This window comes from Pelagibius sp. CAU 1746, assembly GCF_039839785.1.
Taxonomy (GTDB): domain Bacteria; phylum Pseudomonadota; class Alphaproteobacteria; order Kiloniellales; family Kiloniellaceae; genus Pelagibius.
Genome location: NZ_JBDOQT010000001.1, coordinates 2,850,963 through 2,868,013 on the forward strand (window position 1 = coordinate 2,850,963; position 17,051 = coordinate 2,868,013).

Below are 17,051 nucleotides of genomic sequence, written 5' to 3' on the forward strand. Positions count from 1 at the left end.
CAGCCGGGCCGCGAAGGATCAGGCGAAGGCGGCGTGGGACAACTCGGCCTTTACCTCGTCGAGGATGCGTGCGGCCTCGCTGCCCTGGATCTTGGCGATGTCGTCCTGGTATTTCAGCAGCACGCCCAGGGTGTCGTCCACGGCCTGGGGGTCGAGCGCCACCTTGTCGAGCTGGGTGAGGGCCTCGGCCCAGTCGAGGGTTTCGGCGATGCCCGGCGCCTTGAAGAGGTCCTCGTTGCGCAGCGACTGCACGAAGGCGACGACCTGGCGTGACAGCTCGGCGGGCACCTGCGGCGCCTTCACCTTCAGGATTTCCAGCTCGCGCGCGGCGCTGGGGAAGTCGACCCAGTGGTAGAAGCAACGCCGCTTCAGGGCGTCGTGGATTTCACGCGTGCGGTTGGAGGTGATGATGACGATCGGCGGCTCGGCGGCGGCGATGGTGCCGAGTTCGGGGATGGTGATCTGGAAGTCGGAGAGCACTTCCAGCAGGAAGGCCTCGAAGGGCTCGTCGGTTCGGTCCAACTCGTCGATCAGCAGCACCGGCGCGCCGTGTTCGTCGGGGCGCAGCGCCTGCAGCAGCGGCCGCTCGATGAGAAAGCGCTCGTCGAAGATGTCGCCGCTCAGCTGCTCGCGATCCTGTTCGCCGGCGGCCTCGGCGACGCGGATCTCCACCATCTGGCGCGGGTAGTTCCACTCGTAGACCGCCGCAGCGACGTCCAGGCCCTCGTAGCATTGCAGGCGCACCAGGCGGCGGCCCAGGGTCTCTGCCAGCACCTTGGCAATCTCGGTCTTGCCGACCCCGGCCTCGCCTTCGAGGAACAGCGGCCGGCCGCGTTTCAGCGCCAGGAAGAGGACCGTCGCCAAGTTGCGCTCGCCGATGTAGTTGCCGCGCGCCAGCAGGTTCAGGGTGTCGTCGACGGAATTGGGCAAGGGGGGCCTGTCGGCCATAGGAACTGTACTCGCTAACTTGAGGTGGGACCGCGGTGGGACAGCCCCTATTTTTGCAGCCAATCCCCGTCGGCTGTCAAAAACCACGTGCCGTCCGGCACCTGCTTGACGATCTTCGCGGCGTAGACCTTGCCGACCTCGCCGAGGGAGACGCCCAGTTTGGCGGCTTCCTTCTCGTAGATCTCGCGGCGCTTGGCGTTGATCTCGACGACCATGTCCTTGAGATTGGAATCGCGCGCCACGGCGAAGCCGTCGTAGCGTTCGCCGATCTTGCCGGCGGCCCTGAGGTCATCCAGGGACTGCGCCGCGGCGGGGCCGGCCAGCAGCGGAAGCGCCAGCGTGGCCGCCATGAGGAGGGAGAGGAGAGAGAACCAACGACGTGTCATGTTCGATCCTTTGGGGACTGTCCGTGGGCGTGTCGGGAAAGAAGCGCCCGACTAGAAGATATCCGGGTTCTGCTGGATATCCTTCTCAGCCTGTTCTTCAATCTTTACGCGGACTTCCGCATCCAATTTCACATTCAGGTTTATCGTGATTGGCTCTTTTGGCGCCTCGACCTGGACCTTCGGGGTGCAGGCGGCGAGGGCGAAGCAGAGGAGAATTCCCCCCAGAGCGGTGTCACGACCGCCAAAGCTGCTCAAATCGTCTCTCCCCTTGCTGTCGGAACCCTCTCTGAAAAGGGCCGAAACTGAAAGTTAGCATAGCAGCCAAGCCTTGCCGCTGCCATGTGACCTAACGGGTGATTCGCAAGAAGACTGCCGTTTATCCCCGCCCCGTACAAGACGCTCAATCGCGCAGTTTCCAGGCCCGCCGTAAAGCATCGTCCGACAGGCTGTAGCCCTGCTGCAGCGCCTCCAGGACGCTGCTCAGGTTGCTTTCCAGGTTGATGTTGAACTGGAAGGGCTGGCCGTCCAGCACCGCCGGATTCTGCCCCAGGGTCGAGAGGCGCACCGTGGCGTCGTTGGCGGCGGTCTTGGAGAGGGTCACTGAGAGGTTCTCGTAGTGAAAGTCCTCCAGCGCCTGGATCGCCAAGGCGACGGTCTCGCCACCGCCGGAGAGCGCCGAGCGCAACGTCTCGAAGCGGATCGACAGGCGGCCCGGTTCCTGGGCCTCGAAGCGGCCGTCCTCGACGATGATGTCCTCACCGGTGAAGACGATGGGGACGCTGCCCTTCAGGGTGCCGCTGCCAGATAAACCGTCGACCTCGATGAGGCGGAAGAAAGTCGCCAGATCCAAGGCGTCCGTGCCCAGCACGATGCGGTTCCGCGCGGCCGCCGGATCGAGCACCGCGGGCGCGATGCTCCAGCGCGCGCCTCCCAGGTCGAAGCCGCCTTCGGCGATGCGCAGGCGTGGCGGGGATTCGACGGAGAAGGTGACCTCGATTGCTTCGACCGGCACTCCGGCTTCCAGCCGGCTGAGGGTCAGGCGCTGGCCCGGCGCGGCGGTCGGAGGCAGCAGGCTGTCAAGCGTCAGGGAGAGGTCGAGACCGTCCACCTCCGCCGGTCCGCTGAAGGAGAGTCCGCTCACGGTGATCCGGGCCTGCTCGGCAGCCGCATCCCGCGGCCAGACCAGGCTCGCTTTGGCGGAAAGACTGCCGTCGACTTCCTCAAGCGCGGCCAGCAACGGCGAGACCCGTGCGGGCTGCAGGCCCTCCGGTGTGAAGACGATCAGCTTGCTGGCGGCTTCCATTCGGGCTTTGCCATCGTCGCTGTAGCGCCCGCTGACGTCCGCCAGTGGCGTCGCATCTTCGGCCAGCGCCAGTTCCGCGGTCAGATCGTAGCCCTTGCCCTTGCGCGCGAAACGACCGTCGATCCGCAGCGGCGCGGTAAGGGCCTCGTGCTCCGCCATACTGAGAGACCCGCTGCCGAAACTGCCCTGAACCGGTCGCAGCCCCCGGTCCAAGGACGTTTCGACGGCGAGATTTTCGGCACGGACGCCACGGTCCGGCAACGTCAGGCTGGTGAGTGAGGCTTTTGCCCAGGCCTCGAAGGCCGCGCCGCCGTTTTCCCGCCCGCCGTGGTCCCGTCCGCCGGCCTGCAGGGAGAAGGGACCGGCGACCAGCGGGATGGGCTCTGCCGCCGTCAGAAGGCTGAGGCCGTTGCTTTTCGCGTTTTCAGCCGAGAAGCGATAGCTGTAGCCGGCGGCCTTGGGCTCGACGTGGAACTGAAGGTCGGTGAGGCTGAGCGCCAGGGGGGCGCCGAGGCGCAGCGGCAGTTCGCCGCCCAACTGGTCCATCGCCACGCGGCCCTTGCGTTTCAGGTTCAGGTCGAGTCCCTGCGGGCCGTAGTCGATGTCGAGAGGCAGAGCGAGGGAGAGGTTCTCTATCACGCGGCCGGCCCGGGTGTAGCGCCCCAGGGAAGCCTCTGTTTCCACCGTGCCGGTGAAGCTTGTCGCTTGCAGATTGGCATCCAAAATCGCGTCGCCCTGGGTGGCGGCGGCGATCTGCAGTCCCTGGTCGCTGCTGCCCTGCGCCGCCACGGCGACCTTCACCGCGCGCGGCGGCCAGGGCGGGGAAGCGGCGAGGGCGAAGGGCAGGTCGCCGCCGGCCTTGAGGGTCAAGGTCAGACCGGAGGTAATCAGGGGCAGCAGTTCCTCCGGCGCGCCGAGGCGGCGCAGGTTCGCGAGCGCCGGGCGCTCGACACGCACCGCGGCGTCCTGGCTGAGCGTCAAGTTCAGGGTGCGGCCGCTGCTCTCGGCGATCAGCGGCAGGTGCGCGGAGATACCCTCGGTGCCGTCGGCAAGATCGACATCGGCCAGGATGGCGTCGCCCTTCAGGGACAGCTCGGCCTGGGAGAGCTGCGCCAACAGGGCCTCCAGGGTCCGCGGCAGGGTGGCCTCGGCCGGCAGGGTGCTGCTGCCCTCGGCCTGCAGGACCAGGGAGCCGGCGGTAACCTGCGGGCCGGGCAGGGTGACCAGGCGCGCCAGGCCGCCGGCGCTGAGCACCTCGCCTTGCAGCGTCAGCCGCGCTTGCCGCTTGGCCGCGCCGGCGGGCGGCGCGCTGGCAGTGGCCGTCAGTTCCAGGTGTTCACCGTCGCCTTCCAGGCTGAGTCGCACCTCGCTCAGTAGCGGATTGCCGACGATGCGCAACTGCCCGGTGGAGAGTTCGAGCGGGGCGCCGTCGCGCGGCAGGTAGCGCAGGCCGTTGAGGTCCAGATCGGCGCCGGCATGGGGATCGTCGCCGCCCAGGCCTTCCACCGAGAGCCGGCCGCTGAAACCGCCGACCGTCAGACCCTCCCAGTTCAGCCGGCCTTCGCTGAGGCCGGCGGTGACCTGCAGGATGCCTGCCGGGTCGCGGTGCCCTTCCAGCCTGGCGTGGAAACGCCCGAGAGGGCTGTCGAGGTTCAGCGTGCAGCTGGCCAGCAGGCCGCCGTCATCGGTGGGCTCCACGACGCCGGTGAGGTCGGCGGTCATGGCACCCGAGGGCGTGGCGAAGTCGATCTGCGCGTCTGTGAGCGTGACGACGGGCAGCGCCCGGGGGGCGGGCGGCGTCGCTGTGGCGGGTCCGGTATCGCCGGCGGCTTCGCCGTCGCCGCCGGTGAAGCGTTCCAGCAGCGGTTGCAGACTGCCAAGCAAAGGAGATTCGCCGGTCACATCGAGGCTCAGGCGCAGCCCTGTGATCTCGGCCTGCGTTACCTCCGGAGAGAGCCCCGGCCAGGAGAGGGTGACGGCAAGTTCCTGAGCCGCGGCCTCGCGGTTGTCGCCCAAGGCGATATCCTGGAGCGTCAATGTGCTGGGTGTCAGCGTGGCGACACGCAGCCCCTGGACAGTGACGCCTTGGCCCTCGAGATAGGACACGGCGGCCCGCGTCGCGAGGGGCTCGCGCAGCAGGACGGCCACGGCGAGGGCGGTCAGCAGCAGCAGGCCGCTGATGGCGAGGGTACGGCGAAGGCCGCGCCGTCGTGGGGCATCACCTTGAGACATAAGGGAAAGCTAGCGCAGGCCGGGCGGGAAGGCGATTCCGCAAAAGAAATGGGGCCGGCCCGTTGCGGCCGGCCCCAGTGAACTTTCTCTTTCTCAGCGGTTTGCGGAGGGCGGTCAGCCCGCCGCGGCGACCGCTCGTTTCAGCATCACGCCCACCAGATTGGCGCGATACTCCGCCGAGGCATGGAGATCGCTGTTGAGTCCCTCGGAGGACACGCTGACGTTCGCCACCGCGTCGGGTGAAAACCCACCGCCCAGCGCCGCCTCGGCGTCGCTGAGGCGGAAAACGCAGGGGCCCGCCCCGGTCACGGCCACACGCAGGCCGGCCGGTCCAGAGCTGACCATGACGCCGACGATGGCGTAGCGCGAGGCCGGGTTGGCGAACTTCGCGTAGGCCGCCTTCTCGGGGACCGGAAAGGCAACGGCGGTGATGATCTCGTCCTCCGCCAGGGCGGTCTCGAACAAGCCGGTGAAGAACTCATCGGCCGGGATTTGCCGCTTGGTGGTGTGCACCGTGGCGCCGAGACCGACCAGACCGGCCGGATAGTCCGCCGCCGGATCGTTGTTGGCGATGGAACCGCCGATGGTCCCGCGGTTGCGCACCTGGGGGTCGCCGATGCCGTCGGCCAGGGCGGCGAGGGCCGGAATCTTGGCCTTCACCGTGGCGTTGCCGGCCACTGCCGCGTGGGTGGTCATGGCGCCGATGACGATGTTGCCGCCTTCCTCCTTGATCCCCTTGAGCCCGGCGATCGCGCCCAGATCCACGATGTCCGACGGGCTGGCGAGGCGCTGCTTCATGGTCGGGATCAGCGTCTGCCCTCCGGCCATGATTTTTCCGTCGCTGGCCGCGCCCAGCGCCGAAACGGCGTCGTCCACGGAAGCGGGGCGATGATGATTGAAGTCGTACATTTTCTCGTTCTCCCCTTATTCCGCGGCCTGGGCATGCTGGTTGGCGAGCCGCCAGACCTTTTCCGGGGTCGCCGGCATGTCCATGGACAGAATGCCCAGTGCGTTGGTGATGGCGTTGATGGTCGCCGCCGGCGCCGCGATGGCGCCCGCTTCACCGCAGCCCTTCACGCCCAGCGGGTTGTGGGTGCAGGCGGTGCGGGTCATGCCGACCCGGAACGACGGCAGGTCGTCGGCCCGGGGCATGCAGTAGTCCATGTAGGAGCCGGTCAGGAGCTGGCCGCTGTCGCCGTCGTAAACCGCGTTTTCCAGCAGCGCCTGGCCGATGCCCTGGGCAATGCCCCCGTGGACCTGGCCTTCGACCACCATGGGATTGATGACGTTGCCGAAGTCGTCCACCGCAACCCAGTCGACGATCTCCGTAACGCCGGTCGTGGGGTCGATCTCCACCTCGGCGATGTGGACGCCGGAGGGATAGGTGAAGTTCAGCGGATCGTAGAAGGCGGTCTCGTCAAGACCGGGCTCCAGATCCTCCGGGTAGTTGTGCGGCACATAGGCGGTGAAGGCGATCTCCGCGATCGACTTTTCCTTGTCGGTGCCCTTCACGCGGAAGGTGCCCTTGTCGAACTCCACGTCGTCGACCGAGGCCTCCATCAGGTGGGCCGCGATCTTCTTCGACTTCTCGATGATCTTGTCGCAGGCCTTGGCGATGGCCGAGCCGCCGACGGCCAGCGAGCGCGAGCCGTAGGTGCCCATGCCCATGGGGATGGAGCCGGTGTCGCCGTGGATCACCTCGACGTTCTCGACCGGCAGGCCGAGGGTGTCGGCCACCAGTTGCGAGAAGGTGGTCTCGTGGCCCTGGCCGTGGCTGTGGGCGCCGGTGAAGACCGACACCGTGCCGGTGGCGTTGAAGCGCACTTGCGCCGATTCCCACAGGCCGACGCCGGCGCCCAGCGAGCCGACCACCGCCGAGGGGGCGATGCCGCAGGCCTCGATGTAGGCCGAGAAGCCGATGCCGCGCAGCTTGCCCTTGGCCTCGGAGGCCGCCTTGCGGGCCGGGAAGCCGTCGTAATCGATCATCTCCAGGGCCTTGGTCATGGAGGCGTCGTAGTCGCCGATGTCGTACTGCAGGGCCACCGGAGTCTGATAGGGGAACTGATCCGGCTTGATGAAGTTGCGCCGGCGGATTTCCGCCGGGTCGAGGTTCATCTCACGGGCCGCCACTTCGACCAGCCGCTCCACCACGTAGGTCGCCTCCGGCCGCCCGGCGCCGCGATAGGCATCGACCGGCGCGGTGTTGGTGAAGGCCGACTTCACGTTCACGTAGATCACCGGCGTGGTGTACTGGCCGGCCAGCAGGGTGGCGTAGAGATAGGTAGGAATGGAGGTGGCGAAGCTGGAGAGGTAGGCCCCCATGTTCGCGGTGGTCTCGACCTTCATGCCCAGGAACTTGCCGTTTTCGTCCATGGCGAGCTGGGCATGGGTAATATGGTCGCGGCCGTGGGCGTCGGAGGTGAAGGCCTCCGAGCGGTCGCCCGTCCACTTCACCGGCGCCCTGACCTTCTTGGCCGCCCAGGTGCAGACGGTCTCCTCCGCATAGCAGAAGATTTTGGAGCCGAAGCCGCCACCGACATCCGGGGCGATGACCCGCAGCTTGTTCTCGGACAGGCCGAGCACGAAGGCGCAGAGGATGAGCTTCAGCAGATGCGGGTTCTGGCTGGTCGAATACAGGGTGTAGCTGTCGGTGCCGCCGTCATACTCGCCGATGGCCGCGCGCGGTTCCATGGCGTTGGGGATCAGGCGGTTGTTCACCAGGTCGACCTTGGTGATGTGCGCGGCCTTGGCGAAGGCGGCGTCGGCCTCGGCTTCGTCGCCCAGGACCCAATCGTAGCAGAGGTTGCCCGGCGCTTCGTCATGAACCTGCGGCGCACCGGAATCCAGTGCGGTTCTTAGGCCGGCGGCGGCGGGCAATTCCTCGTAGTCGACCTCGACCAACTCGCCGGCTTCCTTGGCCTGGGCGTAGGTTTCGGCGATGACCACGGCGACGTGGTCGCCGACGTAGCGCGTCTTGTCGCGGGCCAGCGGGAAATGCGGCGGCGCCTTGTGCGGTTCGCCGTGACGGTCGGTCACGACCCAGCCGCAGGGCAAGGAGCCGACATTGTCGGCGGCCATGTCGGCGCCGGTGAAGACGGCGCGCACGCCGGGGCTCTTCGCTGCCTCGGAGGTGTTGACGCCCTTGATCTTGGCGTGGGCGTGCGGCGAGCGCACGAAGTAGGCGTAGAGCTGGCCCGGACGGTTGATGTCGTCGGTGTAGCGGCCCTGGCCGGTGAGGAAACGGAAGTCTTCCTTGCGCTTGAGGCTGGCGCCAATTCCGGTGTCTGACATGATCCTACCCCTTCATGTCGGCGGCGGCCGTCTGGATGGCCTTGACGATGTTGTGGTAACCGGTGCAGCGGCAGATGTTGCCTTCCAGCCACTCGCGGATCTCGCCTTCGTCGGGGTTGGGGTTCTTCTGCAGCAGATCGACGGCCGACATCACCATGCCCGGCGTGCAGAAGCCGCACTGCAGGCCATGGTTCTCGCGAAAAGCCTCCTGCATGGGGTGCAGTTCGCCGTCCTTGGCGAGCCCTTCGATGGTCGTCACCTCCGCGCCGTCGGCCTGGACCGCCAACATGGTGCAGCTTTTCACCGACTCGCCATTGACGTGGACCACGCAGGCGCCGCACTGGCTGGTGTCGCAGCCGACGTGCGTACCCGTGAGCGACAGGTTTTCCCGCAGGAACTGGACGAGCAGGGTGCGGCTTTCGACATCGCCCGTCACCGCCCGCCCATTGACCGTCATGGAAACGCTGGGCATGGAGTATCTCCCTTCCTTGACCTCCGAACGAAATGTCCGGTTCTTCTTGTTATTTCTGGCCGCGCGGCATCCGGGGGGCGCCAAGCGGTATGAATTCCTCGAACCGTGAAGTCTGTTGCCGCAAGCGAGTCACGTCAAGGGGCGCGGCCCGCAGGCCTCGTGAATTTTTCATCACAAAAAAAGTGCGGGTCCACTCAAAGAGCGAAGACGGCGATCAGGATCAGCACTGCGACCAGGAGGCCGGTGACCCAGACCCCCAGCGAGGCGCCGGCCCCCACATCGGCGTCCGATGGCTCCGGTGCGGCTGCGGCAGGCTGCGGGGCAGCCGCAGGGGGCGCTGGGGTTTCCGCAGCCGCGGCGGGCGGGGTTTCGGCCGCGGGCGCGCCGACGTTCTGCGCGAAGCGTGAGAAGAAATCGTCAGCCATTTTCTTGGCGGTGCCGTCGATCAGGCGTGAGCCGATCTGCGCCAGTTTGCCGCCCACCTGGGCTTGGACGTCGTAGTTCAGCAGGGTCGCGGCGCCGTCCTCCTCCAGGCTCACCTTGGCGCCGCCCTTGGCGAAGCCGGCGGCGCCGCCCTTGCCCTCGCCGGAGATGGTGTAGCCCTTGGGCGGGTCCAGGTCGCTCAAGGTGACATGGCCGGCGAAGCGGGCCGAAACCGGGCCAACCTTGGCGCGCACCTTGGCCGTGAAGGAGGTGTCGGAGGTCTTTTCGATCTCTTCGATCCCGGGGATGCAGAGACGCAGGACCTCGACGTCGTTCAGAGCTTCCCACACGGTCTCGCGCGGGGCCTCGATGCGGTATTGGCCGGTCATCTGCATGATTTCGTGCTTACCCTTTTCCCTGTGGCGCCCCCCAGCGGGGGCGGCTCCCTTCGCCAGTTCTGAACGGTGTGAAGAGGCCTCGGCCTCTCGCTTCGCCCATTTCACTCAGAATTGACGTTCCGCGCCCGCGGATCAAGCCCCCCTTGGTCCAAATGGGGGTTGACGGACGCGGGCGGAGGCCCGCTTCGGGAGCTTGGACAGGGTTGACGCGGAGATAGCGGTGATGGCCGGCATCTTACCCGGTTTTCAGAAGGTCCTCGACGGCCGTTGCCAGCGCCAGCAGATCCCGGTCCTGCCCGTGCCGCATCGAAATCTGCAGACCGCTCGGCAGGTTCGAACCGCCGCCGCCGAGCGGCAGGGAGACCGCGCAGAGGTCGTAATAGTTGGCGGCCCGGGTCAGGCGGGACATGGGGATCGTGGATTCGTCAACCTGCTCGAGCGGGATGGGGAGCTTCGGCGTCGTCGGCAGGATCAGCGCGGAAAACCCAGAAAAGACGTCCTGGAACGCTTCGATGTCCCGGCGCCGCTGCTCGACCATGGCCGTGTAGTCCTGCTCGCTGATCTGGGCACCGGCCAGGACGCGCCGCCGAACGCAGGGATCGAGCGGCAGCGAGTCGTCGTCGACCCAGGGGTACAGATAGGCATAAGCCTCGTACGCCATGATACCGCCGTTGCGCGCCTGGACCTCCAGGGGTGCCAGGGGGAGGCGGAGCGGCGTCAGCCGGCAGCCGGCGTCCCGCAGCCGTTGAATCGCGGCGCGATGCCGCTCGCGCACCACGTCGTCCAGCGGTTCTGCCTGCTCGTCGTCGAGAACGGCGAGCTTCAATCCGTCCAGCGAAGCTTTGGGCAGCGGCCTGTCGGCGCCGGTCAGTCCATCGAGCGCCAGTCCGGCATCCGCGACGTTGTGGGTGAGGGGGCCGATAGTGTCGAAGGTGGGGCTGAGCGGGGCGACGCCGGCCGTGGAGACGAGACCGCTCGAGGTCTTCAGGCCGACCAGCCCGCAGAGCGAGGCTGGAATACGCACGGAACCGCCGGTATCGCTGCCGATGGCAAAGGGAACCATGCCCGCGGCCACCGCCACGGCGGAGCCGCTGCTGGAGCCGCCCGCGACCCGGTCTTGCCGGCGGTCGCAGGGATTGACGGGGGACCCGAGGGCATAGTTCGTGCCCCAACTCCCGAAGGCGAATTCGACCATCTGGGTCTTGCCGAGAACGAGGGCGCCGGCCGCCCGCAAGCGGGCGACGAACGCGGCATCGGCCTTGGCCGCGCCGGTGGCGTAGGCCTTGGAGCCGAAACCCGTGGGATCGCCGGCTACATCGGCCAGATCCTTCACGGCCACCGGGATGCCGTGCAGCGGCCCCCGGTTGCGCCCGGCCCGCAGTTCCCCGTCCAGGTCCCGCGCGGCGCTCAGAGCCTGCTCGGCGAAGACCGAGACAAAGGCATTGAGCGCGCCGTCGTCCCTCTCGATGGCTTGGAGGCACGAGTCCACGATCTCGGAGACCGAGACATGGCCCTCTTGCAGAAGGTGGCGGAGTTGGCCTATCGAAAGCGCTGAAAGTTGCATGTCCTGGGATCGCTGTTGTACGTCGGCGGGTCGGGAAGGCCGGCAGGCTGCGGGCCATTCCTTATAGCGGGGGCAAGCGTGGGGTGAGGCTCGCCTTCCTCCGCACGCCTTGAGCGAACTGGAAAATAAAAGGGGTCAAGTCGCGTCAGGTTGTTGGGACCCGCCGTCTTGTCAGAACCAACAGCCTCCGGAAAATCAGCCTCCATTCTTCAGGGGCGGCGAACCCGCGCATTTGCGCGCGTCCGAAGCGGTCAAAGGTAGAAAATGTCTTTGCTAGCAATCTCCGAGCAGGCTCTGAATGGATTGATCATCAGTACCCTCTATGCGCTGACCGCGTTGGGGCTGTCGATCATCTTCGGTGTCCTGCGAATCGTCAATTTCGCTCATGGCGAAATCTATATGCTCGGCGGGTACGTGTATTTCTGCGCCGCCAGCATCCTGGGACTGCCTCCGCTGGTTGCAGTCCTGAGCGCAGCGGCGGTGCTGATGGCGGCCGGCGCCGTGATCGAACGCGGGCTTATCCGCCCGGTGCACCAGGGAAAGGTCGATCGCCCCGACGAGTACGCGATCATGATCACCTTCGCGCTGTCGGTCTTTCTTCTCAATCTGGCGAACTCGGTATTCGGCCCTTGGCCGCAACGCCCGGCGCCGCTGTTCCGCGGGCGCATCGAGATCGGTGAACTGATCGTGAGCGGCGATCGCTTGGCTGCCGCCGGGGCGGGGATTCTGCTCATCGTCGCGACCGTACTGGTGCTGCGATATACCTGGATGGGCAAGGCGGTGCGGGCGATCAGCCAGGATCGCGGCGCGGCCGAGATCTTCGGGGTCGACGTCAGCCGCTATTCGATGCTGGCTTTCGGCATTGGAACGGCGCTGGCCGCGGCTGCCGGAGCCCTGATTGGACCGGTCTTCAACGTCACCCCGGTCATGGGCGTGATCCCGGTGATCAAGGCCTACATCATCGTGGTCCTGGGCGGCCTGGGATCGATTCCCGGCGCCATCGTGGGCGCACTGATTCTGGGCCAGGTGGAGAGTTTCGCCACCGTTCTGATCCCCGATACCAGCCGCGCCCTGGCCTATAAGGACGCCTACGGCCTGGTGGTGCTGGTGCTGATCCTTCTGTTCCGGCCGCAAGGCCTCTTCGGCAAGCGGGAGCGCCGGGCATGAGCACCTTGTTTGGACACCGCGCCTTTCTGCCTTGCATCGCCCTCTTGGCCGCTTTCGCCGCCCTGCCTGTGCTGGGGTTGCCGGACTATTGGATCTACACCACGACCATCGGGTTCTATTACGCGATCCTGACCGCCAGTTGGTCGCTGCTGGTCGGCTTCGTCGGGCGGATCAGCTTTGCGCAGACCGCCATGGCCGGCCTCGGCGCCTACTCGGCGGTGCTGCTGAGCCAGCACCTGGGGCTTTCGATCCTGGGCGGGATGATCGCCGGCGTTGTCATCGCGGCCCTGGTGGGGCTCGCCATCGGCTGGCTGACGCTTCGGCTCCACGGCGCCTATCTGGGTCTCACCACCATCGCCTTTGCTGAGATCCTGCGGATCACCATCACCGCCGAGCACGGCGTGACCAAAGGCAGCCTCGGCCTGCAGGCCCCGGCGCTGATCCCGGATGGAACGCGCAGCGACTACTATTACCTCTTCCTGGCCGTCACGGTGGCCTGCCTCCTGGCTATGGCGCTGTTGCTGCGCTCGCGCGTCGGCCTGTTCTTTCAGGCGATCCGCGAGGACGAGGACGGAGCGGCCAGCCTGGGCGTGCGCGTCACCTTGTGGAAGACCCTGGCTTTCGCGATCTCCAGCGCCTTCGCGGGTCTCGCCGGCGGGCTCTATGCCCATTTCATTCAGCTCATCACACCGTCGATGATGTCGCTGCAGGAGATGGGCTTCGTCCTGGCGATGGCGGTCATCGGCGGCTTCCACAACATCCTTTTTGCCGCGCTGGGCGGCGTGGGCCTGCAATTCCTGCTGGAGGTGCTGCGGGAAATGGGTGAATGGCGCCTCGTCGTCTTCGGTGCCGTCGCCATTGTCATGCTGCGCTTCGCGCCCAACGGCGTCTTCGGACTGCTGGCGAGCGTCTTTCCGTCGAAGAGGAACAAATCATGAGTCCGCAGCTCGAGATAAAGCAGCTGACCAAGAGCTTTCAGGGCCTCGTCGCGTTGGATGCCGTCGACCTTTCCATCGAAGCCGGCGATCTTGTCGGCCTGATCGGGCCCAACGGCTCCGGCAAGACCACGATGCTCAACATCGTGGGCGGCTACTACGATGCCAGTTCGGGGCGGGTCGATTTCCAGGGCCAGCGCATTGACGGCAAGGCGCCCAGCGCCCTGGCGCGCCTCGGCATCGGCCGGTCGTTCCAGGTCACGAAAGTCTTCAAACGCCTGACCGTCTTGGAGAACCTGGTCGTTCCCGGAGCCACCGATTGGACGGCCGGTAAGGCAAGCATCGTCGAACGGGCCATGCAGATCCTGCGCGAGCTGAATCTGGAACGCCTGGCCACGGAGCGGGCCAGCAGTCTGTCGGGCGGGCAAGCCAAGCTGCTCGAGTTCGGCCGCATCATGATGCTCTCGCCCAAGCTGGTTCTTCTCGATGAACCCTTCGGCGGCGTCCACCCGGAACTGAAGGCCTTTATGTACGAGAGGATCCGCGACTGGAACGCGGCGGGCGTGACGGTCATCCTGGTGAGCCATGACATGGGCTCCATCTTCGATCTCTGCCGCCGTGTCGTGACGCTGTCCTACGGCCACATCATCGCGGACGGCACACCCGAAGAGGTGCGCAATGACCCCGCCGTCCTCGACGCCTACCTGGGAGACCACCATGTCGCTTGAGGTCGTGAATCTTCACGCGGGCTATCAGCGTGATATCGATATCCTGCGCGGCCTGAACCTGGTGGCGCGCGATGGCCAACTGACGACGATCATCGGCGCCAACGGCGTCGGCAAGTCGACCTTGCTGAAGAGCATCGTGGGACAGCTGAAGCCGCATAGCGGCAGCCTGACCTATCAGGGGCTGGATTTGATCAAGACGCCGGCCAAGGATCTGGTGCGCCACGGGATCGCCTATATCGCTCAACAGCACGCCATCTTCAAAGAGATGACCGTGGAAGAGAACGTCGAGATGGCGACCTGGAGCTTCAGGGGCGAGAGAGCCCGGGCCAGGCGGGCGCGGGAGCGGATCTACGACCGTGCGCCCTATCTGAAGGAGTTCAGGTCGCGGCGGGCCGGTTTGATGTCGGGCGGGCAGCAGCGGCTTATGCAGCTGGAGCTCGCCTTGATGAGCGATCCTCAGCTCTTGCTGATCGACGAGCCGACCGTGGGACTGGATCCCAAGCGCGCCCACACCATCTACACCCACCTTCGGGCGCTGGTGAGCGAAGAGGGAAAGACGATTCTGATGGTCGATCAGAACGTCATCGCCGGAACCGACGTGGCTGACTACATCTATGTTCTGGAGTTGGGCCAGAACAAGCTGGAAGGCAGCAAGGAGAAGTTCGACCGCGAGTATCGCGACACTATCGCCGACTGGCTGATCTAGACCGGATCACGTGCAGACGGAATCACTGTGTGCTTCCGTCTGCACGTCTGGATCCGATCCAACTCAAATAGCATCGAGCATATTCACAAGGGCGCCGGTTCGCTTTCGCCGATCCATCTACCCTGATCCGCTCCAGGCTCCCCCCTTTCGAAGCCTCCATCCTTCGCCGGACACTTCCCATCCGGGCAAAAAAATGCCCCGCCGGCAGCGCCGGTGGGGCAGTTCTTAGGGCAGGTATCTTACCTTACGGCTGCAACAGCAACGAGTCCGTGGTCGCCTGAGCCCGCGGCCAGAGGATCTCGGATTCCGCCGGGGTCTGGTTCGGCTTGCTGTACTGGATCACGAAGATCGGAACTTCCGGCCACTGCTGGAACTTCCACTTCGGTTCGGCCGTCTGCGGGAAGTAGATCTTCCCACGGGTGCCGTCCCACTGCAGCTTGCGCAGCGCGTCCTGGATCGCTTCACGATCCGCGGAGCCCGCCGCCTTGATCGCCTCGGCGATGACCATCACGCCATCGTAGCCTTCCATGGCCACGGCGTTGGCCGGGCGGCCGTAGGCGTCTTCGTAGGCCTTGGCGAAGCTGCGGGAAAGCGGCGTGTCGGGCTTGCCGGGCAGGCCGGCAGGGTTGCCGATGACGTAGACGCCGTCGTCGCCCATGACGTTCCAGAATTCCGGCTCCAGCACGTCGGCGCCGGCCGCGAAGATCGCCGTGTTCTTGGACGGCGCAACGCCCAAGTCATAGGCCTGGCGCAGCATCAGCAGCAGGTTCGAACCGGTGAAGCCGGCGACAATGAGGTCGGGCTGCGGATCGGAACGCTTGAGCTGCAGGAGCTGCGGGGTGAAGTCGCTGACGGTGCGCTCGGCGGTGAAGGAGGTCACCTTCGCGCCGGTGTCCTTCAGGTTCTTCTCGAAGACGTCGATGATGCCGAAGCCCCAGTCCGAGTTCTCGGAGATGACGGCGACGTGCTTGAAACCGGCTTCCTTGACCCAGTCCGCGGCCACGGAATAGACCAGGGAGTTGGCGACGGTGATGCGGAAGACTTCGGGAATCTGGGCCGCGGTAACGCTGTCCGACCAGCATTCGCCGGCGATGAAGGCGGTGCCGTACTTTTCGGCCACAGGGCCGACGGCGGAGCAGACCGCGCTGTGCGCGCTGCCGGTCACGGCGACGACCTGTTCCTTAGAGGCCAGCCGTTCAAAGGCCGCGACGCCCTTTTCCGGCACGCCGGAAGTATCCTCGACGATGAGCTCGATCTGCTTGCCCATGACGCCGCCGGCGGCATTCAGTTCCTCGACCGCGATGCGCATACCGTCGCGCAGCGATTCTCCGGTCTGCACGCCGCCCGGAGGCGACAGAGGCGCGATACCGCCGATCTTAATGGTTTCCTGGGCCACGGCCGGTGCCGCCGCCAAGGCCGCCACCAGGGCGGCCGATGTGAGCCAACTGCGTTTCATTTCGGACCTCTCTCCGCTACATATTGGCCGCTGCCGGTGCCGGGCTTCCATTCATGCTCTGCCGCGGCACGTCAGCGAACCTCCCATTCAGGGCCCTGAATCTGCGGGTTTCCAGGGTCCAGGCACAATAAACATGGTATCGATCCTCTGGCGCGTGTATGAAAGAAAAATGCGTCAACTCGCGTCAGTCGGAAAGGGCGTCGTTTGAGGACGGATTTCATCGCCAACCTGCGGTTGCTGTGCAGCTATCACGCCTCGACTTCGGAGGTTTGCCGGAAGATCGGCATCAGCCGCCAGCAGTTCACGAAGTATCTCTCGGGGAGCAGTTTTCCCAGTCAGCGGAACCTTCGCGTGCTCTGCGACTTCTTCGGCGTGGAGGACTACGAACTGCTGATGCCGAGCGACCAGTTCGCCAATATCGTACGCCTGAGGCCGGTGCGCGGCGACGATGGGCCGCGCCTGCCGCCCCGCTTCGAGCGCCTGATCGGTACCGCGGCGCGCCATGCCAACCAGCTCCGGCGGTTCCACGGCTACTATTTCAAGTACTTCTACTCGCTGTCGGAACCCGGAATGGTCCTGCGGTCGCTGGTCTATATCTATTCTTCCGAGAACCTCACGCAGTACAAGACCATCGAGCGCCTGAGGCCTTTCGGCAGCCGCGCGAGCACGCCTTACATCTTCAAGTATGATGGGATACTGCTTCTGGTGGGCGACCGGCTTCACATGATCGACCACGAAGTCGTGGTCGGAAACGAGGTCTCGCAGTCGATCCTCTACCTGCCGAACCGCAATCGTCTTTCACAGCTTTTCGGCCTGATGATCGGCGTTGCGGGCACGGAGGCGCACCAACCCGCCGCCGTGAAGGTTGTCCTGGAATATCTGGGCAAGACGGTCGACCGGAAGCGTGCGCTGGCCCATTGCGGACTGCTGGATCCGGCGCACGCCTCAATCGACCCGCAGATCTGCGAGTACATCGCCATGCCGCAGGGCCTGGAGGCCGACGCCCTGCGCTGTGAGGTGCCGACTTCGATGCTCTCGTAGC

Annotated in this window: 15 protein-coding genes; 5 read left to right on the forward strand and 10 right to left on the reverse strand. The window is 65.9% G+C overall.

Features of this window, described 5'->3' with window-relative positions:
- Positions 1–18: 18 nt before the first annotated feature.
- From AAFN88_RS13580 to AAFN88_RS13620, 9 genes are all read right to left on the reverse strand, one after another.
- A complete protein-coding gene (locus tag AAFN88_RS13580) occupies positions 19–948 on the reverse strand; it encodes a MoxR family ATPase (RefSeq protein WP_347520852.1) in 930 nt (309 codons plus the stop codon).
- 47 nt (positions 949–995) lie between these two features.
- Positions 996–1,334, reverse strand: a complete 339-nt coding sequence (locus AAFN88_RS13585; RefSeq protein WP_347520853.1) for a YdbL family protein — start codon at positions 1,332–1,334, stop codon at positions 996–998.
- Positions 1,335–1,385: 51 nt separating this feature from the next.
- Positions 1,386–1,589 carry a YnbE family lipoprotein gene (locus AAFN88_RS13590; protein ID WP_347520854.1) on the reverse strand — a complete coding sequence of 68 codons (204 nt, stop codon included), beginning with the start codon at positions 1,587–1,589 and terminating at the stop codon, positions 1,386–1,388.
- 145 nt (positions 1,590–1,734) lie between these two features.
- Complete coding sequence (locus AAFN88_RS13595) at positions 1,735–4,869, reverse strand: YdbH domain-containing protein (protein WP_347520855.1); 3,135 nt, start codon at positions 4,867–4,869, stop codon at positions 1,735–1,737.
- A gap of 114 nt (positions 4,870–4,983) precedes the next feature.
- Positions 4,984–5,778: a xanthine dehydrogenase family protein subunit M gene (locus tag AAFN88_RS13600; protein WP_347520856.1), complete on the reverse strand. Its 795-nt coding sequence runs from the start codon at positions 5,776–5,778 to the stop codon at positions 4,984–4,986.
- Between the two features lie 15 nt (positions 5,779–5,793).
- Positions 5,794–8,160 carry a xanthine dehydrogenase family protein molybdopterin-binding subunit gene (locus AAFN88_RS13605; RefSeq protein ID WP_347520857.1) on the reverse strand — a complete coding sequence of 789 codons (2,367 nt, stop codon included), beginning with the start codon at positions 8,158–8,160 and terminating at the stop codon, positions 5,794–5,796.
- A gap of 4 nt (positions 8,161–8,164) precedes the next feature.
- Entirely contained in the window at positions 8,165–8,632 is a 468-nt protein-coding gene (locus AAFN88_RS13610) for a (2Fe-2S)-binding protein (RefSeq protein WP_347520858.1), read from the reverse strand.
- Positions 8,633–8,826: 194 nt separating this feature from the next.
- Positions 8,827–9,450: a carbon monoxide dehydrogenase subunit G gene (locus tag AAFN88_RS13615; protein WP_347520859.1), complete on the reverse strand. Its 624-nt coding sequence runs from the start codon at positions 9,448–9,450 to the stop codon at positions 8,827–8,829.
- 238 nt (positions 9,451–9,688) lie between these two features.
- A complete protein-coding gene (locus tag AAFN88_RS13620; RefSeq protein ID WP_347520860.1) occupies positions 9,689–11,017 on the reverse strand; it encodes an amidase in 1,329 nt (442 codons plus the stop codon).
- A 264-nt stretch (positions 11,018–11,281) separates the two neighbouring features.
- Between AAFN88_RS13620 and AAFN88_RS13625 the strand changes: the two genes are divergently transcribed.
- The 4 genes from AAFN88_RS13625 to AAFN88_RS13640 are packed head-to-tail and all read left to right on the forward strand — an operon-like array spanning position 11,282 to position 14,553.
- Positions 11,282–12,184: a branched-chain amino acid ABC transporter permease gene (locus AAFN88_RS13625; protein ID WP_347520861.1), complete on the forward strand. Its 903-nt coding sequence runs from the start codon at positions 11,282–11,284 to the stop codon at positions 12,182–12,184.
- A complete protein-coding gene (locus AAFN88_RS13630) occupies positions 12,181–13,122 on the forward strand; it encodes a branched-chain amino acid ABC transporter permease (RefSeq protein ID WP_347520862.1) in 942 nt (313 codons plus the stop codon). The genes AAFN88_RS13625 and AAFN88_RS13630 overlap by 4 nt, the downstream gene beginning before the upstream one ends.
- Positions 13,119–13,847 carry an ABC transporter ATP-binding protein gene (locus tag AAFN88_RS13635; protein WP_347520863.1) on the forward strand — a complete coding sequence of 243 codons (729 nt, stop codon included), beginning with the start codon at positions 13,119–13,121 and terminating at the stop codon, positions 13,845–13,847. The genes AAFN88_RS13630 and AAFN88_RS13635 overlap by 4 nt, the downstream gene beginning before the upstream one ends.
- Positions 13,798–14,553, forward strand: coding sequence for an ATP-binding cassette domain-containing protein (locus AAFN88_RS13640; RefSeq protein ID WP_347520864.1), 756 nt, complete (start codon positions 13,798–13,800; stop codon positions 14,551–14,553). The genes AAFN88_RS13635 and AAFN88_RS13640 overlap by 50 nt, the downstream gene beginning before the upstream one ends.
- 244 nt (positions 14,554–14,797) lie before the next feature.
- On the opposite strand, the gene AAFN88_RS13645 is transcribed toward AAFN88_RS13640, so the two are convergent.
- Entirely contained in the window at positions 14,798–16,009 is a 1,212-nt protein-coding gene (locus tag AAFN88_RS13645; protein WP_347520865.1) for an ABC transporter substrate-binding protein, read from the reverse strand.
- A 204-nt stretch (positions 16,010–16,213) separates the two neighbouring features.
- Between AAFN88_RS13645 and AAFN88_RS13650 the strand changes: the two genes are divergently transcribed.
- Entirely contained in the window at positions 16,214–17,050 is an 837-nt protein-coding gene (locus AAFN88_RS13650) for a helix-turn-helix transcriptional regulator (RefSeq protein ID WP_347520866.1), read from the forward strand.
- The last annotated feature ends 1 nt before the right edge of the window (position 17,051 follow it).